Below are 26,530 nucleotides of genomic sequence, written 5' to 3' on the forward strand. Positions count from 1 at the left end.
TAATACGAATGTTATTACTCTTTTGGTGCGTAACCATGTACCTCTTCAAACACCTCATCAAAATTTGCTCGGAGATAGGAGTTTAATTTTTTACGATAATCGCCACGTAGCCAATCTACAAAATTATGAGTACTCTTACTTATGCACTTGGTGTAACGTTTAATCCTAAAATCTATATCGTCTCCTAATTTTTTAGCTAAAGCAATAGCATCATAAACATCTTCACTATTTTCTATACATATTTTTGCATGTTGAGCTATAGAGCGCTCTAATACTACTTTGGTTGACTCTCCAGCTCTTACAGCATTTACATAAGTTTTTTGAATATCAAAATACACATCTTCAGAATTACCGAATTCTGCACGTAAATCATCTGGCATTTCATACCTAAAGTTACTTTCTAACTCATCATCACTAAGTAGAGAATCTAGATAGTAGTTAGGTGATTTAAAGATACGTTGCCAATCGAGGTTATCACCCCAAGGCCCAAATCTGTGAAAATTATTTCCTAAATCAATAACTTGAAATGTGTCTTTATTTTCTAATACACGAGAACCACGACCAATCATTTGATAATACAAGGTTAATGATTTAGTGGCACGATTTAATATAATACTCTCAACTGTTGGTTCATCAAAACCTGTGGTTAAAATACTCACCGAAGTTAATATAGCGCCTGGTGTTTTTTTAAACCATTTTAATATCATGGCTCTCTCCTTCTTGCTATTAGTATTATCTAAATGAGCTACCGGATACCCAGCACGCCTAAACGTATCATAGACATGCAGAGATGTATTAATCCCGTTATTAAAGATTAATGTTTTTTTGTTTTTAGAGCGTTCTTCATAAGCACGTAATAGCTTAGTTAACATATTATCATCGGTATACAAATCTTCAGAAGATTTTACCGTGTAATCACCATTAGCACCAACAACTAGACTAGTTAACCCAACATTATAACTAAACATTTCAGCTCGTGCTAAAAAGCCTCGACCTATTAAAGATTCTATAGATTCTCCTACAATAAGTTCATCATAATTATCCGTCATCGGTAACTCCATACTAGAACTTAAAGGCGTAGCGGTAACCCCTAAAATAAAAGACTGACTAAAAAATTTAAACAGCTTTGTAAATGAGTTGTAGTGAGCCTCATCAATAATTACTAAACCTATATCAGAAATATCTAGTTTATCATCATTTAAACGGTTATTCAAAGTTTCTACCATTGCTACAAAGCAACTATAATCTGCCTGATCACTTAAATCTGCTTTACTATCTACTACTTTGTTTATTACACCAAACTCAGTAAGCATATTAGAGGTTTGTTTACATAGCTCTATACGATGTGTCATAACCAATACCTTTTTCTTTTTAATTTTTAGGTATTGACGTACAATTTCAGAAAATATTACTGTTTTCCCACCTCCTGTAGGCAATTGGTACAACAAATGATAATCAACTGGAGACTCCTCAAAAGCAGTAAAAATTTTATCTATAGCACCTTTTTGATAGCTATATAACTCTTTTCCGGTTTTTCTTTCTTGTTGTTCGGTTTTTGAAATCGACATATATACAATTTAGTAAAACGCAAAAATAACACCTTTCTTGGGTTTTTTAAAGTGGTTTTCTTTAAAGTTATTCAGTGTATTGTTGATAATATTGAGAATGTATCTCTTTAATATTAGTATGTCGTGCTAAATAACTTTTCATATAGCTGTTTAAAAAGCTACATTTGTTACTCTTTTTAATTTGAAAACATGCAAATAAACGACAAATCAGGAGCTACAGAATATCTAGCATCAGCCCAACGCTATAATGAAATGACCTACAGAAGAACAGGGAATAGTGGCGTACTTTTACCAGCAATATCTTTAGGATTATGGCACAATTTTGGGTTTATAGATAGTATTCAAAACGGAAGAGATATTTTAAGATGTGCTTTTGATTTGGGGATTACACATTTTGATTTAGCCAATAATTATGGCCCTCCTTTTGGGTCTGCAGAAGAGAATTTTGGTACTATTTTAAAGAAAGATTTTAAATCTTATAGAGATGAACTTTTTATTGCGACAAAAGCTGGTTATGATATGTGGCCTGGGCCTTATGGCAATTTAGGGTCGCGTAAATATTTGATAGCAAGCTTAGACCAAAGTTTAAAGCGTATGGGTTTAGACTACGTGGATGTATTTTATCACCACAGGCCAGACCCTGATACACCTTTAGAGGAAACCATGGGTGCCTTAACTGATATTGTGCGTCAAGGTAAGGCTCTATATGTAGCTATTTCTAATTACCAACCAAAAGAGACACAAAGAGCTGCCGAACTTTTAAAAGCATCAAACACTCCGTTTATATTACATCAAGCACGCTATTCTATGTTTGATCGTTGGATAGAAAATGGCTTACTTAATACCTTAGAACAAAATGGTGTAGGCTGTATTACGTTTTCGCCATTAGAACAAGGCATGTTAACGGACAGATATTTAGATGGTATTCCAAAAAATTCTAGAGCTGCGAAAAGTATGTCGTATTTAGATAAGGAAACTGTGAATTCAAACATTTCTAAAATTAATAGCTTGAATGAAATTGCCCAAAACAGGAATCAGAAATTATCGCAAATGGCTATTGCTTGGATATTAAGGCACAAACAAGTGGCATCTGTTTTAATTGGCGCAAGTTCTGCTAATCAATTAAAAGATAATGTAAAAGCTTTGGAAAATTTAAGTTTTACTGATGAGGAGTTAAAGATGATTGATAATATTGTTAGTTAATCTCCAAAAAATAAGATTTTCTAAAATCTCACTATTTTTAACAATTATAATATTGCATATAGAAAATAACTAAAATAGAATAGTAATAATTAGACTTATTTTTTTAACCGAATTAAATATTAAAGATTGTATTAAGACTATTAAATTACTCTTTAATAATAACAACAGTTACTTTAATACCAGCTGCTAGCGCCCAAACTTTATTAGAAATACGTTTACCATTTTCATCTACTATTCTGTATTCAGCAGTATTTGGACCTGATGCTCCTGTGTTAATGGCTTGAAATACTATTTCGTTTGCTCCTTCATTTAAATCTAATTTAAATCCACTGAAACCTTGTGTTAAGTACGCTCTAGGCTCTAAAACATTACCATTTACGTACACTCTTAGTAAATCGCCATCTATGGCAGAATAGTCTCTATACATCACGCGAAGTGATTTAGATGTTGTTTTATAATCGCCCCAAAAGGCGTCTTTTTTTAAACCAGCGTTTAAACCATGTCCTTCAGGAAGTAATGTTTTCTCAATTTTATCTAATTTCTTAGTATATAATTCTCCAGGATTACCAAACTCTTCTTGCGGAAACATTGAAAATTCTTTTTTAGGCAACTCTAGCTTACCCACCACCTTTGGAGACTTTACGCCACTAAACTGATTATTTTGCTCAGGTTTTTTTGGTAAAATCTTTTTACTATCAGTAGAGTCTTTAGGTGCTTCTATAGCAGGAATTATGCTTCCTGATTTTTTTCTAGAATCAATTTGAGCACTTACCGTAGCAGTAAAAACTAATATTAAAAAGCATGTCACTAAAAATTTCATGTGTCTTCTAACTATGGGTTAAAAATAATAGAAATATATTTTAAAGATATTTTTTCTCTAAAAAACATATAGTTTTAATTCTATATTTATAATTATTTAACAATAACCATACCTAAATAGTCTCTATTACAGCTTACTCCTATCATAAAACATTCAAAATAGTTAAAATTAGTTAATTTATTACTTTGTTATACATAGTACTGTAACAAAAAATAGATTCTGTCGTCTATTCTGTATAAACCAATTCAAAAAATATAATTATGAGAACTTTAAACAGTAACCAAGTAACAGAAACTTTAAACAGTACTAAGTCTAACACGTGGAATAACAAAAGACGTTATAGATAGTAAAATTTGTTATTTCATTTATTTAATTCATCAATCAAAAAACTTTTAATCATGAGAACTTTAAACACAAATCTAGTAACCGAAACTCTAGCTAATACAAAAACTAACACATGGAATAGCAAGAGACGTTATAGATAATAACGGTTCTGCATTAAATAATCTTTCATCAATCAAAAAAATATTATGAAATCAATCCTCAAAATATCAAAACACATTAAAGGTATTACCGAAGAAAATTTAATTTCTAATAAACGAATTTTAAGTTTTTCTACAGACCAAACCTCTTGGAAGCGTTTACACCATCACATGCGCTAAAAGTCCTGTTTGTTTTTATGGTATTGTTTTTGTGATTTAACACTACATTAACTAATACTGTAAGCTTTTTAAAATGAATTATGAAGTTAGTTTCTGTGTCTTTTATCATAAGGAAATAGAATCGTTACCAAGGCTATATTTAAATTATCTGTGGTATGTAGAATCAATCATTTTAAAAAAATCTTATGGTACAAAAACACAAAAATCATGAGACGAACAAACGAACGCCCAGAAGTAAATGCGGGGTCTATGGCAGACATCGCATTTTTGTTATTAATCTTCTTTTTAGTTACCGCTGTAATACCAAAAGATCAAGGCATACAGCGAAAATTACCTAGAGAATGCCCTGCGGGAGAAGATTGTAATATTCCGATTCCAGACAGAAATATTTTAAAAATTGCCATTAATTCAAACAATGAAATAATGGTAGATGATGCTATCGTAAATATAGATGAAGTTAAAAATTTAGCTAAAGCTTTTATTGATAATAATGGTGATGGTAGTTGCATGTATTGTAATGGTACTAAAACAACATCGTCATCCGATAATCCTTCAAAAGCTGTAATTTCATTACAATCAGATAGAAATTCAAAATACAATCAATTTATTGAAGTGCAAGATGAACTCACAAAAGCCTACTTAGAATTACGTGAAACCTACTGCAAGTCTGTATTAAATAAACCTACGGACAAACTCACAGAAGATGATATGAAACAATTAAAAGAAGCATACCCTTTTATTCTCTCTGAAGCAGAGACTAAAGGTTAATAATTGAGCAAAGTCATTAGTTCTGATTCAAATCTTTGTATTGGCAAGTATTGAGACTCTAAATTATCTGCAAAAGGTATAGGCGTTTCAATACTTGCTATTCGTTTAACAGGAGCATCTAAATACTCAAAACAATGTTCCATAATTAATGCTGAAATATCACTTGCTACACCTCCAAATAAAGAATCTTCTTGCAAAATAATAGCCTTTCCAGTTTTTTTAACTGAAGTATAAATTGTTTCAACATCTAATGGTTGAAGTGTTCTTAAATCTATAACATCTGCCAAAATATGAGTGTGTTTCTTTAAGGTATCTAATGCCCAATGCACTCCTGCGCCATAACTAATAATTGATATCTCATTTCCCTCTCTAATCACACTTGCTTTCCCTAGTGGTAATGTAAAATAAGCTGTGGGTACATCTTGACGTATACGTCTATATAAACCTTTATGCTCAAAAAACAGCACAGGGTTAGGATCTGAAATTGCTGTATTTAACAAGCCTTTAGCATCATAAGGAAATGCGGGATATACTACCTTTAAACCAGGTGTTTTTGTAAACCAAGCCTCGTTAGTTTGCGAATGAAATGGGCCAGCACCAACGCCACCACCACAAGGCATTCGTAGCACCACATCTGCTGCCTGCCCCCAACGGTAATGAGATTTAGCCAAGTAATTGACTATAGGATTAAAACCAGAAGATGCAAAATCGGCAAATTGCATTTCAACAACACTTTTTAGTCCAGCAATAGATAAGCCCATTGCTGTTTCTACAATAGCAGATTCACAAATGGGCGTATTACGCACTCTGTCTTTACCAAATTGTGCTACAAAACCATCTGTTATTTTAAAAACACCACCGTATTCTGCAATATCTTGCCCCATAATAACAAGATCTTCGTAACGCTCCATACTTTGTTTGAGTCCTTCAGAAATCGCATCAACAAAGCGCACTTCTTTTAATTTTGAATTTGCTGTAACATGCTCATATTCAAAACTTTTATAAACATCTTTCAACTCATTAGTTAAGGTTGAGTTAATAGAATCTTCATTAAAAGCAACCTCTAAATGTTCGCTAATTTCAGTAGTTATCTTATTTAGAATATCAACTTCAAAAGCATCATTTATAACACCTTCCTTTTTTAAATACTTATGAAAATTATCAATAGGATCTTTAAGTTCCCAAGTTTCCAATAGATCTTTAGGTACATATTTTGTGCCACTTGCCTCCTCATGACCGCGCATTCTAAAGGTTTTAAATTCAATTAGAATAGGCCGAGGATTTTTACGAATACTTTTCGCAATGTCTTGTACTTTAGTGTAAACTTCAAGTATATTATTACCATCTATAATATGAGATTCCATACCATAACCCAAGCCTCTATCGGCTAAATTTTCACAATTATACTGCTCAGAAGTTGGGGTTGATAAACCATAACCGTTATTTTCAATACAAAACAAAACAGGTAATTGCCATACGGAAGCTACATTAAGGGCTTCATGAAAATCTCCTTCACTTGTGCCGCCTTCACCTGTAAAAACTGCAGTAACCTGATTTTTGTTTTTTAATTTTGAAGCAAGTGCAATGCCATCTGCAACACCTAATTGAGGCCCAAGATGAGAAATCATACCAACAATTTTGTAGTGTTGCGTTCCAAAATGAAACGACCGATCTCTACCCTTAGTAAATCCAGAGGCTTTACCTTGCCACTGGGCAAATAGCCTGTGTAGCGGAACATTTCTAGTAGTAAATACACCTAAATTACGATGCATTGGTAGTATATATTCTTCGTTGTGTAGCGCCATTGTAACACCCACAGATATAGCCTCCTGCCCGATTCCTGAAAACCACTTACTTATTTTGCCTTGGCGTAATAGTACCAGCATTTTTTCCTCAACTAAACGAGGTCTTAACATGTTTACATAGAGTTGCTTTAAAATAGCAACATCCAAACCTTGAGTATCATATTGAAGAGGTGTCTGTAGTTTTGAGGTTTTCATAAAAAAAGCACTTAATACACATTCAAATATACCGTAATTAGCTATTATTTATTAAAAAATTACATATATTTCAATAAATATTACATTGAATGTTTTTGTACATTTGTTAATATCACCATATAGAAATTACCCTATGAATAGTATACCTAGCGTAGATTTACAAGATTTTATTTCAGAAGACCAAAATAGAAAACAAAAATTTGTTAACGCCATTGGAAAAGCATATGAAGACATTGGTTTTGTGGCACTTAAAGGTCATTTTTTGGATGACACTTTAGTTGATAATCTCTACAGTGAAGTCAAAAACTTCTTTGATTTACCGGTAGCCGTTAAACAGAAATATGAAATACCTGAAATTGCTGGTCAACGCGGTTATGTATCCTTTGGAAAAGAGAGTGCAAAAGGAAAAAAAGAAGGCGATTTAAAAGAATTTTGGCATTTTGGGCAATATGTTGATAAAAATGAAAAAGCAAAATACGGCTATCCAGATAACGTTATAGTTGAAGAGTTGCCAAAATTTAATGACATAGGAAAACAAACCTACCAAATGCTTGAAAAAACAGCTAAGTTTGTTTTAAGAGCCTTGGCATTACATTTAAATTTAGAAGAATGCTATTTTGACAATTATATAAAAAATGGGAATTCAATTTTAAGGCCTATACATTATCCACCAATTAAAGAAGAACCTAAAGAAGCTGTTAGAGCAGCTGCACATGGCGATATAAACTTAATTACTCTTTTAATGGGCGCCCAAGGTCGCGGGTTACAAGTAAAAAATAATAAAGGTGAATGGATTGATGCTATTGCCCAACCTAATGAATTAATGATTAATGTTGGCGATATGCTATCCCGACACACCAATAATAAATTAAAATCTACGGTACACCGTGTGGTAAATCCACCAAAGGAATTATGGGGCACTTCTAGATACTCAATCCCATTTTTTATGCATCCCATAAGCGACATGAAACTTGATGTTTTAAATAACTGTACTGATAAGGATAACCCAAAACAGTTTGACGATATTACTGCTGGAGATTTTTTAACCGAACGTTTAATTGAGTTAGGACTTATAAAAAAATAAGTTATCAATAGCAGTCTTAGTTTTCAGAAAATTACTGATAACTGATACTGTGACTAAAACTGTAAACAAAACACATGGATTTACAAGACCAATTAAAAAATCTATTTCCAGACCATGAACCTGAAGAAACGGCTAGCGACACCTCTAAAGCTTCAAATATTTGGATGCAAGACGACCCCATTATTTGCAAGTACGTAAAACGTAAAGGCAAGCCCACAACCATATTAGAAGGTTATACTGGTGCTACTGAAGATTTTAAAATTTTGGCTAAAGAGATTAAGAAATCACTTAGCGTTGGCGGTAGTTTTAAAGATGACAAAATCATTATACAAGGCGATTACAGGGATAAAATTATGCAACTTTTAAAAGATAAAGGTTTTAATGTTAAACGCGTAGGAGGATAATCCATGGATAAAATACTGCATATTACTAGTGGTGGAGTACTAACAGCATATTTGAAAGAATTGCAAATTGAAGGGGAAATAGTAACATGGCAGGAAATGCTTTGTGAAGGCCCAACTCTTGAAATTGTTCATTCTGAAGCATTAATTACAGAAAGAAGTAAATTTCTAAATGAATTTTATGATGTAGAGCTTGATTTGAAAAAAATTGATTTTGCGTTGTCTCAATTAGATAACGCTAATGATCGCTATGATGAAGTTGTGCTTTGGTTTGAATATGATTTGTTTTGCCATATAAATATGCTAGCAGTACTAAACTTATTAAGACAAAAAGATATAAGTTTACCAACATATTTAGTATGTAGCGGTAGAGTTTCAGGGAGTAATGAATTAAAAGGGTTAGCAGAACTAAGTTCTGGACAACTTATGGCGCATTACAAAAATAAGGTAAGGTTAACTGATGACGATTTAGAATTAGCCACTACACTTTGGAATATTTACTGCGGTATAGACCATAATCTTTTTAAACCCTATATCGTAAAAACCTCTTCGTTTAAATACATGAATAATTGCTTAAAAGCACATCTAGAGCGGTTTCCAGATTCTGAAACTGGATTAAATCTTTTAGAAACAAACATCATTAAAATTATTAAAGAAAATGATATAAAATCTAAGCATCATCTATTAGGTTATGCACTAAATTATCAAGGATTTTATGGATTTGGAGATTTACAATTAAATCGCATTATAGAAGATTTATCGCCTTTTTATACCGTTTCAGAAGATGGTATAACGCTTAACAGACAGGGACATATAATTAGTTCAGGAAAGCGTAATGCGTTAAAAAAACTTAAAAGTAACATGGTATATGGTGGTATTAAAAAGTACAACTTTCAGTTTAGCAAAACTGAAAACAAACTTATAACCTCTCCTCTATATGTCGATTAAAGAATCAGAACTTATTTTAAATCCAGATGGTAGTATTTATCATCTTAATTTAAAACCTGAGCATATTGCTGATACTGTTGTTTTTGTTGGAGACCAAGACCGTGTAGCATTAGTAACAAAACATTTTGATAGCATAGAGTTTGAAACTCAAAAACGTGAATTTAAAACCATAACTGGAACTTTAAAAGGTAAGAGGATTTCAGTAATATCAACAGGTATTGGCACTGATAATATAGATATTGTTTTAAATGAACTAGACGCTTTGGTAAATATTGATTTTAAAACTAGAACAATTAAGTCAAAATTAAAATCGTTAAACCTTATTAGGATTGGTACCTCTGGAGCGTTACAACCCGACATACCAATAGATTCATTCTTAATTAGTGCTTACGGTTTAGATATTAGTGGTATGCTGCACGCTTATCAAACTCAAAATATTTCAAATCCTAAAATGGAAGCTGCATTTATAACTCATACAAATTGGGATACTAACAAAGCTAAACCTTTAATTATAGAAGGTTCTACAGCATTGATTTCAAAATTTGAAAGCTCCAACACCATTAAAGGAGTTACAGCTACCGCAAATGGATTTTATGGGCCTCAAGGTCGCGTTTTAAGGTTAAAATTAAACGATGTAAACCTTAACAATAAAATGGATAATTTTACCTTTGCAAATACAAAAATTACCAATTTGGAGATGGAAACTGCTGGTATTTATGGATTAGCAAAACTATTGGGTCATCATACAATTTCTTTAAATGCCATAATAGCCAACAGAGCACATGGTACTTTTAGTAAAAACCCACTTCAAACTATAGAAAATTTAATTACATATACTTTAGATAGAATTTAAATGAATAACGTAAATATTGGCGGTGTACCAGAACATTTTAACCTAGCATGGTATTTAACACTAAAAAACGGCGAATATAAAGATGAAAACATCAATTTAAGATGGCATGACTATTACGGGGGCACAGGCGCTATGTGTAAAGGGCTTCGTAATGGTGACATAGATATTGCTGTAATTTTAACGGAAGGTATAATTAAAGACATTATAGCTGGAAACCCAAGTAAAATTGTGCAAACTTTTGTAGAAACACCACTTATTTGGGGTGTACATGTAGCACACGATTCTAAATACAAAACCAATCAAGATATAAGAGGTACTAAAGCTGCTATTAGCAGATATGGCTCTGGCTCTCACCTTATGGCTTATATAAATGCAGAAAATAATAGTTGGGATTTAGATAAAGACTTAGATTTTGAAGTTATTAAAAACTTAGACGGTGCTGTTAAAGGCTTATCTAATGGAGATGCTGATTATTTTCTTTGGGAAAAATATACCACTAAACCTATTGTGGATGATGGTGTTTTTAGACGTATTAGCGATTGCCCTTCGCCATGGCCATGTTTTGTTATAGCTGTTAGAGAAGATTTTATTAAAAATCACAACGAAGATTTAACAACAATTCTCAACATTATTAACAATACAACTGTCGATTTTAAGGACATTCCAAGTATTGATAGAATGATAGCTAACCGATATGAGCAGCAACTAGAAGATGTACAAGATTGGTTGGCTATTACTGAATGGTCTCAAGAATTAATTGATAAACCTACCGTTATGAATGTTCAAAAAAAATTAAAAACTCTAGATATTATACCTAAAATTGTTGATTATCAATTTTTAACTCATACACTCTAAAACTAATTAGAGCATTATAAACTAGTGTTAATTAATTATATTGAATACATCCATATATATATTTTTGTAAAAAAATTTAAAGTTTAAAAATGAAAAAAGTTATACTAATTTTAGGATTAATAATATGTTTTTCTTGTGATAAGAAAGAAGAAGACAAGGTAGATTATGCTATTGTATCTGGAACTATTGCTAATAAAACTGGCGTAGTCACCATTAATAGTTTTGATAGAACTTTTAGTGAACCACTTGAGTTTTCATCAGATGGCAGTTTTGTTGATACCCTTAGTACAGACAAAAACTCTTATGTGATTTTTGATGGTACCAACCCTGTATTTATACATGTACAACCAGGATATAATTTTAACGTATCTTATGATGTAAAAGACTTTGAAAATACACTTAAATTTTCAGGTAATGGTGCTGATGTAAATACATATTTATTAGAAAAAAATAAAAATGAAAAAGCGTTATTAGGTAATCGTTTTGAAACCTATAAACTTGATGAAACTGCTTATAAAACAAAATTCAAAGCTATAAAAGCATCAAGTGATAGTTTATTGGAAACATTTAAAACTATACCGGATAATTTTAAAACTCTAGAAAAAAGAGACTTAAACTATAATTATCTTGCACGACTAAACGAATACGAAGCTTACCGTAGATATGTTACTAAAGATAACAGTTTTACAGCATCTGATGATTTTTTAAAAGAATTAAAGGACTTTGATTATCTAATTGAAGAAGATTATTTTTTCTCTGAAAACTACAAAATGCTAGTGACTAGTCATTTTAGAAAAGAAGCAGAAAAATTAGCTAAAAAAGATGCTATTGCTATTGATATCGCTTTTCTAAAAACCATGAGTAAAATACCAAATGAAAACATAAAGAATAATTTGCTCTTCGTTTTTGCTAGTAATGGTATTAGTCATTCAAAAGATATTGAAACCTTTTATAAATTATATTCTGAAAATTCAACCAATAAAGAAAATGATGCTTTAGTAAAAGTACAATACGAAAAACTTACAGCATTATCAAAAGGAAAACCATCCCCTGTATTTGTAAACTATAGAAATCATTCTGGAGGTACAACCTCTTCTGAAAATTTAAAAGGAAAGTACACCTATATTGATGTTTGGGCTACATGGTGTGGCCCATGTATTAAAGAAATTCCGTCATTAAAAAAAATCGAAAAGGAATTTCATAATAACAACATTCAATTTGTTAGTATTTCTATTGATAAAGAAAAAGATTTTAATAAATGGCAAACTATGGTAAATACCAAAGCATTAGGTGGCATTCAATTATTTGCTGATAGCGATTGGAGTTCTAAATTTGTTAAAGACTACCAAATACAAGGCATACCGCGATTTATATTAATTGATCCAAATGGTAACATAGTAAATGCGAATGCGCCTAGACCATCAGATCCTGCATTAACAGATTTATTTAAAAAATTAAATATCTAAACAATACGATATTACTTCAAAAAAAAGCCACAAATTTGCGGCTTCTTTTATTATTTTTCTTGTGCTTGCTCAGTGTCTTGCTGCTGTGGTGGTTGCTCTGGTTGTTTAAACAAATCGATAAAAGCTTCACCTAAATACTCAATAACATGGCTAGCAATGAGGCTTTGATACCCAAAATCTTCTACTGCAATATCTGCTGATTTCCCATGTAAATACACACCAAAAATAGCAGCCACAGAATGATGATACCCTTGTGATATTAACCCTGTAACAATACCCGTTAACACATCTCCACTGCCTGCGGTAGCTAATCCAGGATTTCCTGTGGTGTTTACAAATAGTTTCTCATTAAAAACAGTTATGGTATTTGCGCCTTTTATCACTAAAATAATAGAATATTTTTTTGAGAAAGCTTTAGCTTTTTTTAGTTTTTCAAAATCATCTTTCCAAGCTCCAACCAAACGTTCCAACTCTTTAGGGTGTGGTGTTAAAACAGAAAACTCGGGTAGTAATTTTAAAAGTGCTTTCTTTTTTGCGAGTATGTTTAAGCCATCAGCATCAATTACAAGTGGTAGTTTATTTGTTTTTAAAAATGCTTCAAAAGCGGTAACAGTCTTAGCATCTGTACCAACACCTATACCAAAACCAATTACTGTTGGCTCTATTTCAAAATTAATGGTTGTAATTTTCTCTTCATTAGGGTCTGTAATTACCATAGCTTCTGGAAACGATGCTTGTAATGGCACGTACCCGCACTTAGGCACGTAAGCTGATACCAAACCAGCTCCTACTGATAATGCTGCCCTACTAGCTAAGGTTACTGCACCAATTTTACCATAACTTCCTCCTATTATTAACGCATGACCAAACTGTCCTTTATGCGAAAATTTTTCACGAGGCATATAATTTGGTAATACTTCGTGCTTGCCTATAAGTTCAGCTTCGGTTTCTGTGGTATATAAATACTCAGGATCTAAACCTATATCTAAAATTTCCCATTGTACTGTATACTTTGCAGTTTCTGGTAAAAAAAACACCAGCTTAGGAGAGGCAAAACTTAATGTAAAACCTGCGTAAACCACTGCCTCTTTATCTTCTACAGGCTTATCAGTATAAAGCCCTGAAGGAATATCAACAGACATTGTAAACGCTTTACTTACTTTAAAATGCTGAAATAATTTTTTTACCCAATTGTCAACAGGTCTATTTAATCCTATACCAAAAACGGCATCTACAATTATATCGTTAGCATGTATTTCTGGAAAATCTTCGGTACATTTTAAAAGCGTTGGCCATTTTTTAGTGGTATTTTTTATACGATCATAATTAATCAAAAAATCTTTTGATCTTTTATCACTGTAATTAATAATATAAGTATAAACATTATACCCATGAGTAATTAAATGGCGTGCTAACACTAAACCATCACCACCATTATTACCAATGCCACAAAACACATGTATGGGCACTTGTGCACCTTGCATACGCATATGCATCCAATTAAAAATTTGAGTACCTGCGCGCTCCATCAATTCTGTAGAAGTAATGTTTTGACGTTCTGCCGTTAGTGCATCACCTGAATATATCTGCGCTTTAGAAAATATCTTCATAAATCTGTATTATTGATTTTTCAATTCTTAAGGGTATTAGTCGTTTTTTTTAAACGAATTTTTACCGTTGATAAGAATATTGTAAAAAAATAGTTTTTGTTTTTTTATTAGGCTAAAAGTAATACTTTTGAAATGTTTTATATAACGAAAAATGATTCAATTAAGCCAAAATATATCTTTAACAGTGTTTTCTACAAGCACCACTTCTATTTTAGCTACAACTACAAATACAACAACCCTTTGGGGTTATTAGTTATATATTATTCAGGCTTTTCGTGTAATTTTTATAGTTACATAGTTTCAAATTTTACATTTAAATTTCAATTCATTACATAATGAAGGTTTTAAAATTCGGAGGAACTTCTGTAGGTTCTTCAAAAAATATAAATAAAGTTATAAGTATTTTAAATAGGTATGCAAACGATAGTAAGGTAGTTTGTGTGGTTTCTGCTGTTGGCGGAATAACAGATAAGTTATTATTAGCAGGACGACAAGCATGTAGTAAAGACGAGAGTTTTAAGGAAACTCTAGATGTTATAACAGATACGCACTTTACAATTATTAAAGCTTTAAACCCTGAAAACAATACATCTATTTTAGCTTACGCTGAAGAAAAACTTAACGAATTGCATAGTTTATTAGATGGTATTTTCTTAATTAATGAGATATCGCCAAAAACATCAGATAAATTGGTAAGTTTTGGAGAGCTATTATCCTCATATATCGTTGCTGAAACCATGAGAAACAGAGGGATTTCTGCAAATAGAAAAAACTCTCAGGAATTGGTAATTACAAACTCAAACTTTACAAAAGCTGAGATAGATTACAGCGTTACCTATTCAAATATCAAAACATATTTTAATACTTCTGAAGAAAAAATCACTATTCTTCCAGGGTTTATTGCAAATTCTACATTTGGAGAGCAAACTACTTTAGGGCGTGGTGGTTCTGATTTTACAGCCGCCATCGTAGCTGCTGCACTTAATGTAGAGCAATTAGAAATTTGGACAGACGTAAGCGGCATGTTTACCACTAACCCAAAACTGGTAAAACAAGCACAACCTATTCAAACCATATCGTATCAAGAAGCAATGGAATTGTCGCATTTTGGTGCTAAAGTATTGTATCCACCAACTGTGCAACCTGTTTTAGATTTAGATATTCCTATTCATATTAAAAATACGATGGATCCTAATGCGGTTGGAACTGTTATCTCTAACCAATCACAAATTTCAGAAAATCCAGTAAAAGGCATCAGCAACATTTCTAATATCGCTTTATTAACGCTACAAGGCAGTGGTATGGTCGGTATTCCAGGGTTTTCTAAACGTTTATTTGAAACACTTTCAAACGAAAAAATAAATGTAATTCTCATTACACAAGCATCTTCTGAACATTCTATATGTTTAGGTATTGAAGAAAAAGATATAGAGATTGCTAAAACCGCAATTGATATTACTTTTGAAAACGAAATTACACTTCATAAAATAGATCCAATCATCGTTGAGACTAATTTATCAATTGTAGCCTTAGTTGGCGATAATATGAAAAATCACCAAGGTATTAGTGGTAAAATGTTTTCAACCTTAGGTAAAAATAATATTAATATTAGAGCGATTGCTCAAGGTGCATCAGAAAAAAACATATCTATAGTTATTGAAGAAACCGATGTGAAAAAAGCACTTAACACCTTACATGAGGTGTTTTTTGAAAGTATAACAAAACAATTAAATGTATTTATTACCGGTGTTGGTAATGTTGGAGAACGTTTGGTAGAGCAGATAAAACAACAGAAAAAATACTTGAAAGACAACCTTAAAATCAACCTTCGTGTTGCAGGTTTGTCAAATTCAAGAACAATGATTTTTGATGAAAAAGGACTTGATCTAAAATCTTGGAAAACCAATTTGCCAAACGGTGAAAAAGCATCTTTACAAGGCTTTTTTGAAAACGCTAAAAGTTTAAATTTACGAAATAGTATTTTTGTTGATGTAACTGCAAACAAAGATATATCTGATTTATATGCTAGTTATTTACGCGAAAGCATTGCCATTGTTGCCTGTAATAAAATTGCATGTTCTAGTGAATTTAAAAATTATAAAGCATTAAAACATTTATCGCTTAAATACAATGCGCCATTTTTGTTTGAAACTAATGTTGGTGCAGGTTTACCAATTATTGATACTCTAAACAATTTAATAGCATCGGGTGATAAAGTTACGTCTATACAAGCTGTGTTATCGGGTAGTTTAAATTTTGTATTTAATAATTTTAATAACACTACTAAGTTTTTTGATGTAGTAAAACAAGCAGGTGCAGAAGGATATACCGAACCAGACCCAAGAATAGATTTAAGTGGTGTAGATGTGGCTCGTAAAATTTTAATTCTTGCCAGAGAAAGTGGTATGGAAATGAATTTAGAAGATATTGATAATTTACCGTTCTTATCCAAGGCTGGATTAGAGAGCAATACGGTAGACGATTTTTATCAGACTTTAATTGATGATGAAGCGCACTATCAAAGTTTATATGCATCAGCTAAAACTAATAATTGTCAATTAAAATACGTTGCTAAACTAGATAACGGAAAGGCTAACGTGAGTTTACAAGAAATTCCTGAAGGACATCCGTTTTATAATTTAGAAGGAAGTGATAACATTGTAATGTTTTATACAGAACGCTACTCGCAACAACCCATGATTATTAAAGGTGCTGGTGCTGGTGCAGATGTAACCGCATCTGGTTTATTTGCAGATATTATTAGATTAGGCAATGATTAATTAAAATGGAATTACACAAAGACAGTGCTGTTACTTGTACTAGTGCAGCCGAAAAATATGTAATTGAACGCATGAATGAAATAAAAATATTTACCCCAGCAACGGTTGCTAACGTATCCTGTGGATTTGATGTTATGGGATTTTGTTTAGACAATGTTGGTGACGAAATGGTAATACGAAAAATAGACAAGAAAGGCGTTTTTATTACTAAAATTGAGGGTTTTGACTTGCCTTTTGAAGCAGAATTAAACGTTGCTGGTGTTTCTGCTCTAGCCATGTATAAATCACTTAATATTGATTTTGGTTTTGAAATTGAAATTTATAAAAACATAAAACCCGGAAGCGGTATTGGCAGTAGTGCTGCAAGTGCAGTAGGTAGTGTTTTTGGTATGAATGAATTACTTGGACGCCCCTTTACTAAAACACAGTTAACTGAGTTTGCCATTAAAGGCGAAGCCCTAGCTAGTAAATGCGAACATGCTGACAACCTAGCGCCTGCCCTTTTTGGAGGATTCACTTTGGTGAAAAGCGTGGCACCACTACAAATTTTAGAGCTACCAACGCCCAAAGATTTATACGCCACTATTATTCATCCGCAAATAGAAATAAAAACATCAGAATCTAGAGCCATACTTCCAAAACAAGTACCACTAGGTGATGCTATAACACAATGGGCTAATTTAGGTAGTTTAGTACACGCGCTTCATACTAGCAATTACAATTTGATAAAAGATGCACTAAACGATGTTGTTGTTGAGCCACATAGAAGCCAACTTATACCATTATTTAATGAGGTAAAAGCAGCATGTATTAGTGCTGGTGCTTTAGGTGCTGGTATTTCTGGTTCTGGCCCTTCAATTTTCACATTGAGTAAAGGAGAGAAGCAAGCAGAAAAAGTTAAAAAAGTAATGCAGGATATTTATGCAAAATCTGATATTGATTTTGATATTCATGTTTCAAAAATAAACACACAAGGTGTTAAAATTTTAGGTTAAAAAATGAATTACTACTCATTAAATAAAAAAGCACCAAATACAACGTTTAAAAATGCTGTAATAAAGGGTTTAGCACCAGATAAAGGTTTATATTTCCCTGAGAGTATCACTCCGCTTACAAAATCGTTTTTTGATGATATTGATAAATTATCATATTCAGAAATAGCTTTTGAAGCCATAAAACAATTTGTTCTTCCTGAAATACCAGAGGACATATTAAAAACAATAGTTGAGGAAACGTTATCGTTCGATTTCCCTGTGGTACAACTAAACGACAACATTTCTACTTTAGAATTATTCCACGGCCCAACAATGGCATTTAAAGATGTTGGCGCTCGATTTATGGCGAGATGCCTAGGTTATTTTAATAGAGATAATGATGAAGAGGTTACAGTTTTGGTAGCTACATCTGGTGATACTGGTGGCGCTGTTGCTAATGGGTTTTTAGGCGTAAAAGGTGTTAATGTTGTGATACTCTACCCTAGCGGAAAAGTGAGTGACATTCAAGAAAAACAATTAACCACGCTGGGACAAAACATAAAAGCACTAGAAGTTAATGGTACGTTTGACGATTGTCAGGCCATGGTAAAAACAGCTTTTTTAGATGAAGATTTAATTAGTAAAATGCAGTTAACATCTGCAAACTCTATAAACGTAGCACGCTGGCTACCGCAACTTTTCTATTTTATGTTTGCTTACAAGCAATTACATAACACCTATGATGATATTGTATTTTCAGTACCTAGTGGAAACTTTGGAAATGTTTGTGCTGGTATGATGGCGCAACAATTAGGCTTACCCATCAAACACTTTATCGCATCAAACAACTTAAATAATGTAGTAACACGTTATTTAGTGTCACAATTATACGAACCAAAACCATCTATTCAAACCATTAGTAATGCTATGGATGTTGGGGCACCAAGTAATTTTATTCGTATTCAAGAAATTTATAAAAATGATTTTTCAACATTAAAAGAAAATATTTCATCATATAGTTTTACAGATGAAGAAACTCGCGATGCGATGTTAGAGATTTATAATAGTTATAATTATGTTGCAGATCCTCATGGTGCTGTAGGTTATTTAGGCTGTAAATCGTATTTACAAGATAATCCAAATGCACATTGTGTATTTTTAGAAACTGCACACCCTACTAAATTTTTAGATGTAGTTGAAGATGTTATTAAAACAAAACAGCCTCTACCTAAACAGATTCAATCTGTAATGGGAAAAGACAAAGAAGCTACAATTATTTCATCATATGAAGACTTGAAAAGCTACCTACTTTAAATATTAACATACAGGATAGCTCATGATGGTTTACACTATATTTTTTTTGAAATTGCAACATAAAAACTAGGCTATGAAAAAAACTACTTTACAATTCATTTTTCTATTCGTATTTTTAACTATTTCTGTCCCACTTGTAGCTCAAACAGCACCTTGTGATGGCACATTACCTTTTGAGGAACAAAACGGATTATTAACTATCGAAATGGAATCAGGCAATTTACCAACAGGTTCAAACTGGCAAACTGGTAGTGAAGCTGATCCTAATTTACCTGGATCAACAATTAATTATATTTTTTGGGATGGCCCTCAGTCATTTTCTTCCTTAACTGGTCAACCCATTACATATAATATAAAAATTAATAATCCTGGTACGTATAGACTCGCATGGCGAGGTCGCATAGGTACAGGTACTTCTGGTGGCGAACATAATGATGCTTGGTTACGTATTGTAGCTGATGATTTTTATGCTACAAAACAAAGTAGCGCTACTTCTACTGAGTCTCTTGAGCCAAGACCAAGTTGCACTAGCAACCCAGACAGAGATTGTCCAGAAGGTTCTAGCACCTCTGGTTATTTTAAAGCTTTTATGAATAGACACCCTGTAAATTTACCTCCAGAACAACGTTGGGGTTTTGTAACGAATACAAATGATGGTAATTCGTTTAGATTTATTTGGGCAACCTTTAATACTGCAGGAAATTATTCTGTAATTATAGATGCCAGATCTAGTTTCTTTTTTATGGATAAAATGGTACTACGCAGAACAGACGTTAGTGATAGTAATGCATTTAGTTTAACAAATAGCGAATCTTCGTGTGCTGTTCTATCGTTAAACGATATAACAAAACAAAGTGGTTTAAAACTGTTTCCTAACCCAGCCACAGATAGAATAGAAATAAATAATTTATCAAATTATAGAGGCATATTACAATTAAAAAATATTTTAGGTGCTACTATTCGCAACATATCTCTCGAAACTTCAAAACAAATAATAGATATAAGTGATTTAAAAAGCGGTGTATATATATTAACAGCTATAGATACCAACGTAAACATCAACCAAAGATTCGTTAAGCTTTAAAACAAAAATCACCAAATGTTAATAATCCGACAAACGATTTGTTTGTCGGATTTTTTTTGAACTGCTGTTAAACATTAGCTAAATTAACACTTGATATTTTTTAATACAATATTTGAATTTTATCTTTGATATTGCTATGATTGATGAACATAAAAAAAAAGAAAAAACAAAGCCTAATACAAAATCTCGTATTAAGCTATTGCACCAGTATTATAGCTATACTGGTTTTTATGCATTTGTTTGGCAGGCTATAAAGCAAGCATTACCTTATATTATTGGAGCTGTAGTTCTTATTTATGCCCTTGATTATTTTTTTGATATTAATGCTGCTTTAGTTAGACTTACAGAAATATTACCATCTTATGGTGTTTTAAGTTTCTTCTTTGTTTCTGAAACCCTATTAGGATTAATTCCCCCAGAAATATTTATAGCTTGGTCAGGAAAAATGCCAAACCCATGGGGCTACTTAAGTATTCTTGCAGCACTTTCATATTTGGGTGGTTTATTAGCCTATCACCTAGGTAAAATGATTACTAAAATTCCGTCTGTACACAACTATTTAGAAATAAAAATGCAAAAGCAATTAAAAAACTCAAAAAAATGGGGTGGTTTCCTTATTATAGTTGGTGCACTTTTGCCTTTACCATTCTCTATTTCGTGTATTGCTGCGGGTATTATTAATTTTCCTTTTAAAAACGTAGTTTTATTCGGCTCATTACGTTTATTACGTTTTGCTATTTATGGTATAATTATATTTAGCGCTTTATAAAAAAGTCTTAAAATAGTAGCATTTTGTTATTGTTCTACTCTACTTTTGCAGAAAATAATTACCTATGTTTTCATTTATAAATATTTTTAGAATCGTTGCACTTTTAGAAGGGGTATCATACATATTACTACTATTTATCGCTACACCTGTTAAGTACCTATCAGGAGATGCGCAATACGTAAAACTATTAGGGATGCCGCATGGTTTATTATTTGTAGCCTATATAGCTATAGCCATAGTTATAAAGCCAACACTTAAATGGGATAACAAAACTCTAGGTATCGTATTATTAGCTGCAATTATACCTTTTGGAACATTCTATATTGATAGAAAATATTTAAAGCCTGCTAAATAATGCAAACCGAAAGTAAAACAAACTCTTTATCAGAAAATGCATCAGGTGTAAAACACTTAATTTCAGAAAAACTTATGGCACTAGGTGTTTCTGAAGAAGTGGCACAATACCTAAATATGTTAATTCTACTTATTGGGTTATTACTCATTATTTTCATTGTAGATTTTATCATAAAAAAAATACTAATTAGCGCATTTACCCAATTTGCAAAACGCACTAAAACTAACTTTGATGATTTACTCATATCAAACAAAGTACCCAGAAATATAGCACATATTATTCCGCTTTTAATTGCTATAGAATTTTTACCAAACGTTTTTGTCGATTTTTACAATTTTGAAATTATAATTGAAAAAGCACTCAAAGTTTTTGCTATAATACTCACCCTGTGGGTTGTACGAAGTCTACTCAGTACCTTAAAAGACTATTTAAAAACTCTGCCTAGATTTAAAGACAAACCCATTGATAGTTACATACAAGTCTTTATGATTTTTGCATGGTTAGGAGGTATCATGTCTGCTATCGCAATTGTAACAGGAATTCCATTTTTAAAATTCTTAACAGGCTTAGGCGCCATTTCAGCAGTTATAATTTTAGTGTTTAAAGATACAATCTTAGGCTTTGTAGCTAGCATACAAGTATCTATAAACGATATGGTGCGTATTGGAGACTGGATTACTTTTGAAAAATATGGTGCCGATGGTGATGTTACTGAGATTACGTTAGCCACGGTTAAAGTTCAAAACTTTGATAAAACAATTACTACTATTCCAACTTATGCGTTGATTTCAGATTCTTTTAAAAACTGGAGAGGAATGACAAATGCTGGTGGCAGACGTATAAAACGTGCCTTAAATATAAAACAAGATAGCATTAAATGTCTTTCTGATACTGATATTGACAAACTTAAAAGTATTCAATTAATTAAATCTTACTTAGAAACTAAGCAAAAAGATATTTCAGAATACAACACAAAAAATACAATCAATAAAGATTTAATGTTGAATGGTAGAAACCTAACTAATGTTGGCGTATTTAGAAAGTACATACAAACCTATATTGAAAACCACTCTGCAATAAATAAGGATATGACAATTATGGTGCGCCAATTAGCACCTACCGCTCAAGGTTTACCAATAGAAATTTATGCTTTTAGTAGTGATAAACGTTGGATAAATTACGAATATATTATGGCAGATATTTTTGATCATGTACTCTCTGCTGTTCCATACTTTGATTTGGAGATTTTTGAATTGCCAACAACATTTAGCATAAAAAACAACTAGACGTTTTATAATCAACTTCAAGATTGGTTTCATTGCTTTTAAAAACAGCTATATCTCTAATTGAAGACATATAATAAATTATGTAGAACAAAAGACCTCACAAGTTTCAAAAACTTGTGAGGTCTCATAAAGTTTAAAATCTCTTAAATATTTTCAGCCAACCAATCACCAACTTCTTTAGTACCGTAAGCTTTACCACCATCTGCTAAATCTTCAGTAACTATACCTTGTTCTAGCGCGCTATTTACAGCATCTCTAATCGCTTTACCTTCTTCTTGTAAACCAAAGTTTTCAAACATCATAGCTGCTGATAATACCGTAGCCATTGGGTTAGCAATATTTTTACCAGTAGCTTGTGGGTAAGAGCCATGAATAGGTTCAAACAAACCAATATCCGATCCTAAAGACGCCGAAGGCATTAATCCCATAGATCCAGAAATTACCGAAGCCTCATCCGTTAAAATATCACCAAATAAGTTTTCCGTAATTAAAACGTCATAGCTATTTGGCCACTGTACCAAACGCATCGCCACAGCATCCACAAACTCATAACTCACTTCAACCTCAGGATAATCTTTCTCCATCGCCTGCACTGTCTCTCTCCAAAGTCTAGAAGTTTCCAATACATTAGCCTTATCCACGCAACACAGTTTTTTACCACGTGTCATCGCTAATTCAAACCCTTTTTTTGCCAAACGTTGTACTTCTGCTCGTGTATATACACAATTATCAAAAGCCGTTTCGCCATCATCTCTCCTTCCCTTTTCACCAAAGTAAATACCTCCAGTTAATTCGCGTAAAAACACCAAATCGGTACCTTCAATACGCTCTCTTTTTAAAGGCGACTTCTCTAATAACGACGGAAATGTAAATGTAGGGCGTACATTAGCAAACAAGCCTAAAGCCTTACGCATTTTTAATAACCCTTGCTCTGGGCGAACCTTCGCAGACGGATCATTATCAAAACGCGGGTGCCCAATAGCACCAAACAATACCGCATCACTACTTTTACAAATCTCATGCGTTTCATCTGGGTAAGGCTCACCAACAGCATCAATTGCCGCAGCACCTGTTAAAGCAGGTTTCCATGTAATATCATGTCCAAATTTACCAGCAATCGCATCACTAACTTTTACCGCTTGGTCTATCACTTCTGGTCCTATACCGTCTCCGGCTAAAAGGGCTATGTTTAATTTCATTTATATGTAATTTAATCTTTAATTATTCTCTTTAGGGCGTTACCCTCCTTAAGTCGGGTCGGGCTTTACGTTGCAAGTCCTCGGTTTTGTTCCTGCGTCTCAAAACCTGTGGGCTTTCCTCTACAATCCCTAACGCGGGGCGTGCTTGCTTTCTCAAGTTCTTAACCTTAAGTAATAGCACACTTACTAAAATCACTACTTTTTGTTTATCTGTTTAATCGTTTATGCGTTTAATCAGATTACAGTTTAACAATTAAACGAATCAACAATTCCGCACTAAAACACATCAACTCACAATAATATTCAACATCTTCTCCGTAGCCTTAATGGCAGACACTGTCTGATCGCTATCCAAACCTCGTGTTTTAAATTCTTTATCTCTATTTTTCCAAGTAATAATAGTTTCACACAACGCATCAGAATTACTCCCTGGAGGAATCCTAACCGCGTAATCAATCAAACTTGGCAATACTATCTTTTTACTCTTAAATATCATTTTAACAGCATTCATAAACGCATCATACTGTCCGTCGCCCTGTGCATGTTCTTCAAACGTTTCATCTTCAATAGTGATTGATACCGTTGTAGAAGGCTTTAACCCTTTAGAGTGTGTTAACACATAAGAGTTTACTTTTATCTTTTCTTCATAAGTTCTATCTAAAACATCCGAAATTATATAAGGTAAATCCTCTTTAGTCACTACTTGTTTTTTATCACCCAACTCAATAATACGCTGCGTAACTTTCTTTAAATCTTCATCATTAAGCTGCAAGCCTAATTGCTGTAAATTCTTTTGAATATTAGCCTTCCCAGAAGATTTCCCCAAAGCATATTGGCGTGTTCTTCCAAAACGCTCTGGCATTAAATCACTAAAATAGAGGTTGTTTTTATTGTCGCCATCCGCATGTATGCCAGCAGTTTGTGTAAATACGTTCGCGCCAACAATAGGTTTATTTGCAGGAATCATTACACCAGAAAAGTTTTCCACCAACTTACTTACCGTATATAATACCTTTTCGTTAACACCTGTTTCAATATCAGGCATAAAATCATTTATAACTGCTATGGTACTACTCATAGGTGCATTTCCTGCACGCTCGCCCATACCATTAACCGTTAAATGTAAACCATCAGCGCCAGCTTTTAAACCTTCAATAGCATTAGAAACTCCTAAATCATAGTCGTTATGCGCATGAAAATCAAAATGTAAATTAGGGTATGTCTCTTTTATTTCTTTTACGAAATTATACGATTCCTCAGGAGTCAGCACGCCTAAAGTGTCGGGTAACATAATTCTAGCAACATCTTGCGTTTTTAAAAAGTCTAAAAACTCATAAACATACGCTTTAGAGTTACGCATACCATTACTCCAATCTTCTAAATATACATTAGTAATAATATCGTGTTCTAAAGCTAACGCTATCGTTTCTGATATTTCTTTAAAGTGCTGATTAGAAGTCTTTTTGAGTTGATGTGTTAAATGATTTAATGAACCCTTAGTTAGTAGGTTTTGTACCTTGGCACCAGCTTCGTTCATCCATTTAATAGACACTCCTTTATCTACAAAAGTTAAGACTTCAACTTTATCTAAATAGTTATGCTCTGCCGCCCAATCTGTAATGCTTTTTACCGCTTGAAACTCGCCTTCTGATACTCTAGCCGAAGCAATTTCAATACGGTCTACCTTTAATTCTTCAAGTAATAATTTAGCAATTGTAAGTTTCTCCGAGGCAGAAAACGACACCGTAGAGGTTTGTTCTCCATCACGAAGCGTCGTATCCATTATTTCTATTCTTCTCTTAGACATTGCCGGTTTTATATTCACAAAAAAGCATTTCATTGTAATAATGGAATGCTTTTAAATATTATTATAATGTATCTATGCTACTAATATACTTAAAATGGTCGCGTTTCAGCAAATGCCTTCACGTCTTCTTTCATATTTTGAAGATAATCTATATCATCAAAACCATTCAACATATTATCTTTTTTATAGCCATTAATATCAAAAGACTCAGATTCACCAGTTGCTACCAAAGTTACGGTTTGGTTTGGTAAATCTACTTTTATTTCAGCTTTAGGATCTGCTTCAATAGCATCAAATAATTTTTGAGCAAAATCTGCAGAAACTTGTACTGGCAAAACACCAATGTTTAAACAGTTGTTTCTAAAAATATCTGCAAAAAATGATGAGATTACACAACGTAATCCAAAATCGTAAACCGACCAAGCTGCATGCTCTCTAGAAGACCCAGAACCAAAGTTCTTACCGCCTACTAAAATTTTAGCACCTTCATATTTCTTATCGTTTAAAGGAAAATCAGCAATTGGATTTCCTTCAGAATCATATCTCCAATCACGGAAAAAATTATCTCCAAACCCTTTACGCTCTGTTGCTTTTAAGAAACGTGCAGGTATGATTTGATCGGTATCCACATTCTCAATTGGTAATGGATATGCTGTACTTGTTAATACTTCAAATTTATCGTAAGCCATATATTCAGTATTCAGTCTGCCAGTATCAGTTGGCA

The 26,530-nt window shown here is 32.7% G+C and carries 23 protein-coding genes; 16 read left to right on the forward strand and 7 right to left on the reverse strand.

The window, feature by feature from the left end; all coding sequences use genetic code 11:
- Positions 1 to 14 precede the first annotated feature (14 nt).
- Positions 15 to 1,568, reverse strand: a complete 1,554-nt coding sequence (locus ACKGJY_RS02470; protein WP_413972258.1) for a DEAD/DEAH box helicase — start codon at positions 1,566 to 1,568, stop codon at positions 15 to 17.
- Between the two features lie 189 nt (positions 1,569 to 1,757).
- On the opposite strand from ACKGJY_RS02470, the gene mgrA reads away from it, so the two are divergent.
- Positions 1,758 to 2,771, forward strand: a complete 1,014-nt coding sequence (gene mgrA / locus ACKGJY_RS02475; RefSeq protein ID WP_413972259.1) for an L-glyceraldehyde 3-phosphate reductase — start codon at positions 1,758 to 1,760, stop codon at positions 2,769 to 2,771.
- A gap of 145 nt (positions 2,772 to 2,916) precedes the next feature.
- On the opposite strand, the gene ACKGJY_RS02480 is transcribed toward mgrA, so the two are convergent.
- A complete protein-coding gene (locus ACKGJY_RS02480) occupies positions 2,917 to 3,591 on the reverse strand; it encodes a hypothetical protein (protein ID WP_413972260.1) in 675 nt (224 codons plus the stop codon).
- Between the two features lie 530 nt (positions 3,592 to 4,121).
- Between ACKGJY_RS02480 and ACKGJY_RS02485 the strand changes: the two genes are divergently transcribed.
- Positions 4,122 to 4,253, forward strand: a complete 132-nt coding sequence (locus ACKGJY_RS02485) for a hypothetical protein (RefSeq protein ID WP_413972261.1) — start codon at positions 4,122 to 4,124, stop codon at positions 4,251 to 4,253.
- A 207-nt stretch (positions 4,254 to 4,460) separates the two neighbouring features.
- Positions 4,461 to 5,021 carry an ExbD/TolR family protein gene (locus ACKGJY_RS02490; RefSeq protein WP_413972262.1) on the forward strand — a complete coding sequence of 187 codons (561 nt, stop codon included), beginning with the start codon at positions 4,461 to 4,463 and terminating at the stop codon, positions 5,019 to 5,021.
- On the opposite strand, the gene ACKGJY_RS02495 is transcribed toward ACKGJY_RS02490, so the two are convergent.
- Complete coding sequence (locus ACKGJY_RS02495; RefSeq protein WP_413972263.1) at positions 5,018 to 7,021, reverse strand: thiamine pyrophosphate-dependent enzyme; 2,004 nt, start codon at positions 7,019 to 7,021, stop codon at positions 5,018 to 5,020. The genes ACKGJY_RS02490 and ACKGJY_RS02495 overlap by 4 nt on opposite strands.
- Before the next feature lie 133 nt (positions 7,022 to 7,154).
- Between ACKGJY_RS02495 and ACKGJY_RS02500 the strand changes: the two genes are divergently transcribed.
- From ACKGJY_RS02500 to ACKGJY_RS02525, 6 genes are all read left to right on the forward strand, one after another.
- Positions 7,155 to 8,105 (forward strand): isopenicillin N synthase family dioxygenase, encoded by a 951-nt coding sequence (locus ACKGJY_RS02500; RefSeq protein WP_413972264.1) that lies wholly within the window; start codon positions 7,155 to 7,157, stop codon positions 8,103 to 8,105.
- 74 nt (positions 8,106 to 8,179) lie between these two features.
- Positions 8,180 to 8,509: a translation initiation factor gene (locus ACKGJY_RS02505; protein WP_413972265.1), complete on the forward strand. Its 330-nt coding sequence runs from the start codon at positions 8,180 to 8,182 to the stop codon at positions 8,507 to 8,509.
- Between the two features lie 3 nt (positions 8,510 to 8,512).
- Complete coding sequence (locus tag ACKGJY_RS02510; RefSeq protein WP_413972266.1) at positions 8,513 to 9,454, forward strand: DUF1835 domain-containing protein; 942 nt, start codon at positions 8,513 to 8,515, stop codon at positions 9,452 to 9,454.
- Complete coding sequence (locus ACKGJY_RS02515) at positions 9,444 to 10,307, forward strand: nucleoside phosphorylase (RefSeq protein ID WP_413972267.1); 864 nt, start codon at positions 9,444 to 9,446, stop codon at positions 10,305 to 10,307. The genes ACKGJY_RS02510 and ACKGJY_RS02515 overlap by 11 nt, the downstream gene beginning before the upstream one ends.
- Entirely contained in the window at positions 10,308 to 11,162 is an 855-nt protein-coding gene (locus tag ACKGJY_RS02520) for a substrate-binding domain-containing protein (protein WP_413972268.1), read from the forward strand.
- A gap of 89 nt (positions 11,163 to 11,251) precedes the next feature.
- On the forward strand, positions 11,252 to 12,628 hold the full coding sequence (locus ACKGJY_RS02525) for a TlpA family protein disulfide reductase (RefSeq protein ID WP_413972269.1): 1,377 nt from the start codon (positions 11,252 to 11,254) through the stop codon (positions 12,626 to 12,628).
- A 50-nt stretch (positions 12,629 to 12,678) separates the two neighbouring features.
- Here ACKGJY_RS02525 and ACKGJY_RS02530 read toward each other — a convergent pair whose 3' ends face one another.
- Positions 12,679 to 14,238: an NAD(P)H-hydrate dehydratase gene (locus ACKGJY_RS02530; RefSeq protein WP_413972270.1), complete on the reverse strand. Its 1,560-nt coding sequence runs from the start codon at positions 14,236 to 14,238 to the stop codon at positions 12,679 to 12,681.
- 335 nt (positions 14,239 to 14,573) lie between these two features.
- Between ACKGJY_RS02530 and thrA the strand changes: the two genes are divergently transcribed.
- The 7 genes from thrA to ACKGJY_RS02565 all read left to right on the forward strand — a co-directional run bounded on the left by thrA (position 14,574) and on the right by ACKGJY_RS02565 (position 22,800).
- Positions 14,574 to 17,018, forward strand: a complete 2,445-nt coding sequence (gene thrA, locus ACKGJY_RS02535; protein ID WP_413972271.1) for a bifunctional aspartate kinase/homoserine dehydrogenase I — start codon at positions 14,574 to 14,576, stop codon at positions 17,016 to 17,018.
- A 71-nt stretch (positions 17,019 to 17,089) separates the two neighbouring features.
- Complete coding sequence (locus ACKGJY_RS02540) at positions 17,090 to 18,013, forward strand: homoserine kinase (protein ID WP_413972462.1); 924 nt, start codon at positions 17,090 to 17,092, stop codon at positions 18,011 to 18,013.
- Positions 18,014 to 18,016: 3 nt separating this feature from the next.
- A complete protein-coding gene (gene thrC, locus ACKGJY_RS02545; protein ID WP_413972272.1) occupies positions 18,017 to 19,306 on the forward strand; it encodes a threonine synthase in 1,290 nt (429 codons plus the stop codon).
- A 73-nt stretch (positions 19,307 to 19,379) separates the two neighbouring features.
- Positions 19,380 to 20,390 (forward strand): T9SS type A sorting domain-containing protein, encoded by a 1,011-nt coding sequence (locus ACKGJY_RS02550; protein ID WP_413972273.1) that lies wholly within the window; start codon positions 19,380 to 19,382, stop codon positions 20,388 to 20,390.
- 136 nt (positions 20,391 to 20,526) lie between these two features.
- The gene (locus ACKGJY_RS02555) at positions 20,527 to 21,159 is read left to right on the forward strand and encodes a YqaA family protein (protein WP_413972463.1); all 633 of its coding nucleotides are present in this window, start codon (positions 20,527 to 20,529) and stop codon (positions 21,157 to 21,159) included.
- A gap of 64 nt (positions 21,160 to 21,223) precedes the next feature.
- Positions 21,224 to 21,514, forward strand: coding sequence for a DUF3817 domain-containing protein (locus ACKGJY_RS02560; RefSeq protein ID WP_413972274.1), 291 nt, complete (start codon positions 21,224 to 21,226; stop codon positions 21,512 to 21,514).
- The gene (locus ACKGJY_RS02565; protein WP_413972275.1) at positions 21,514 to 22,800 is read left to right on the forward strand and encodes a mechanosensitive ion channel family protein; all 1,287 of its coding nucleotides are present in this window, start codon (positions 21,514 to 21,516) and stop codon (positions 22,798 to 22,800) included. The genes ACKGJY_RS02560 and ACKGJY_RS02565 overlap by 1 nt, the downstream gene beginning before the upstream one ends.
- Before the next feature lie 143 nt (positions 22,801 to 22,943).
- On the opposite strand, the gene leuB is transcribed toward ACKGJY_RS02565, so the two are convergent.
- From leuB to leuD, 3 genes are all read right to left on the reverse strand, one after another.
- Positions 22,944 to 23,999, reverse strand: a complete 1,056-nt coding sequence (leuB, locus tag ACKGJY_RS02570; RefSeq protein WP_413972276.1) for a 3-isopropylmalate dehydrogenase — start codon at positions 23,997 to 23,999, stop codon at positions 22,944 to 22,946.
- 286 nt (positions 24,000 to 24,285) lie between these two features.
- Complete coding sequence (locus tag ACKGJY_RS02575) at positions 24,286 to 25,806, reverse strand: alpha-isopropylmalate synthase regulatory domain-containing protein (RefSeq protein ID WP_413972277.1); 1,521 nt, start codon at positions 25,804 to 25,806, stop codon at positions 24,286 to 24,288.
- Positions 25,807 to 25,895: 89 nt separating this feature from the next.
- A complete protein-coding gene (leuD, locus tag ACKGJY_RS02580) occupies positions 25,896 to 26,495 on the reverse strand; it encodes a 3-isopropylmalate dehydratase small subunit (RefSeq protein WP_413972278.1) in 600 nt (199 codons plus the stop codon).
- Positions 26,496 to 26,530: the final 35 nt, after the last annotated feature.

It is taken from the genome of Hyunsoonleella sp. 2307UL5-6 (genome assembly GCF_047345485.1).
In the GTDB taxonomy this organism is placed as follows: Bacteria; Bacteroidota; Bacteroidia; order Flavobacteriales; family Flavobacteriaceae; genus Jejuia.

What these genes read in the sequence shown, in the direction of transcription:
- ACKGJY_RS02470 (WP_413972258.1), bottom strand. Translation starts at nt 1,568, where the DNA reads ATGTCGATTTCAAAAACCGAACAACAAGAAAGAAAAACCGGAAAAGAG.
- mgrA (WP_413972259.1), top strand. Translation starts at nt 1,758, where the DNA reads ATGCAAATAAACGACAAATCAGGAGCTACAGAATATCTAGCATCAGCC.
- ACKGJY_RS02480 (WP_413972260.1), bottom strand. Translation starts at nt 3,591, where the DNA reads ATGAAATTTTTAGTGACATGCTTTTTAATATTAGTTTTTACTGCTACG.
- ACKGJY_RS02485 (WP_413972261.1), top strand. Translation starts at nt 4,122, where the DNA reads ATGAAATCAATCCTCAAAATATCAAAACACATTAAAGGTATTACCGAA.
- ACKGJY_RS02490 (WP_413972262.1), top strand. Translation starts at nt 4,461, where the DNA reads ATGAGACGAACAAACGAACGCCCAGAAGTAAATGCGGGGTCTATGGCA.
- ACKGJY_RS02495 (WP_413972263.1), bottom strand. Translation starts at nt 7,021, where the DNA reads ATGAAAACCTCAAAACTACAGACACCTCTTCAATATGATACTCAAGGT.
- ACKGJY_RS02500 (WP_413972264.1), top strand. Translation starts at nt 7,155, where the DNA reads ATGAATAGTATACCTAGCGTAGATTTACAAGATTTTATTTCAGAAGAC.
- ACKGJY_RS02505 (WP_413972265.1), top strand. Translation starts at nt 8,180, where the DNA reads ATGGATTTACAAGACCAATTAAAAAATCTATTTCCAGACCATGAACCT.
- ACKGJY_RS02510 (WP_413972266.1), top strand. Translation starts at nt 8,513, where the DNA reads ATGGATAAAATACTGCATATTACTAGTGGTGGAGTACTAACAGCATAT.
- ACKGJY_RS02515 (WP_413972267.1), top strand. Translation starts at nt 9,444, where the DNA reads ATGTCGATTAAAGAATCAGAACTTATTTTAAATCCAGATGGTAGTATT.
- ACKGJY_RS02520 (WP_413972268.1), top strand. Translation starts at nt 10,308, where the DNA reads ATGAATAACGTAAATATTGGCGGTGTACCAGAACATTTTAACCTAGCA.
- ACKGJY_RS02525 (WP_413972269.1), top strand. Translation starts at nt 11,252, where the DNA reads ATGAAAAAAGTTATACTAATTTTAGGATTAATAATATGTTTTTCTTGT.
- ACKGJY_RS02530 (WP_413972270.1), bottom strand. Translation starts at nt 14,238, where the DNA reads ATGAAGATATTTTCTAAAGCGCAGATATATTCAGGTGATGCACTAACG.
- thrA (WP_413972271.1), top strand. Translation starts at nt 14,574, where the DNA reads ATGAAGGTTTTAAAATTCGGAGGAACTTCTGTAGGTTCTTCAAAAAAT.
- ACKGJY_RS02540 (WP_413972462.1), top strand. Translation starts at nt 17,090, where the DNA reads ATGAATGAAATAAAAATATTTACCCCAGCAACGGTTGCTAACGTATCC.
- thrC (WP_413972272.1), top strand. Translation starts at nt 18,017, where the DNA reads ATGAATTACTACTCATTAAATAAAAAAGCACCAAATACAACGTTTAAA.
- ACKGJY_RS02550 (WP_413972273.1), top strand. Translation starts at nt 19,380, where the DNA reads ATGAAAAAAACTACTTTACAATTCATTTTTCTATTCGTATTTTTAACT.
- ACKGJY_RS02555 (WP_413972463.1), top strand. Translation starts at nt 20,527, where the DNA reads ATGATTGATGAACATAAAAAAAAAGAAAAAACAAAGCCTAATACAAAA.
- ACKGJY_RS02560 (WP_413972274.1), top strand. Translation starts at nt 21,224, where the DNA reads ATGTTTTCATTTATAAATATTTTTAGAATCGTTGCACTTTTAGAAGGG.
- ACKGJY_RS02565 (WP_413972275.1), top strand. Translation starts at nt 21,514, where the DNA reads ATGCAAACCGAAAGTAAAACAAACTCTTTATCAGAAAATGCATCAGGT.
- leuB (WP_413972276.1), bottom strand. Translation starts at nt 23,999, where the DNA reads ATGAAATTAAACATAGCCCTTTTAGCCGGAGACGGTATAGGACCAGAA.
- ACKGJY_RS02575 (WP_413972277.1), bottom strand. Translation starts at nt 25,806, where the DNA reads ATGTCTAAGAGAAGAATAGAAATAATGGATACGACGCTTCGTGATGGA.
- leuD (WP_413972278.1), bottom strand. Translation starts at nt 26,495, where the DNA reads ATGGCTTACGATAAATTTGAAGTATTAACAAGTACAGCATATCCATTA.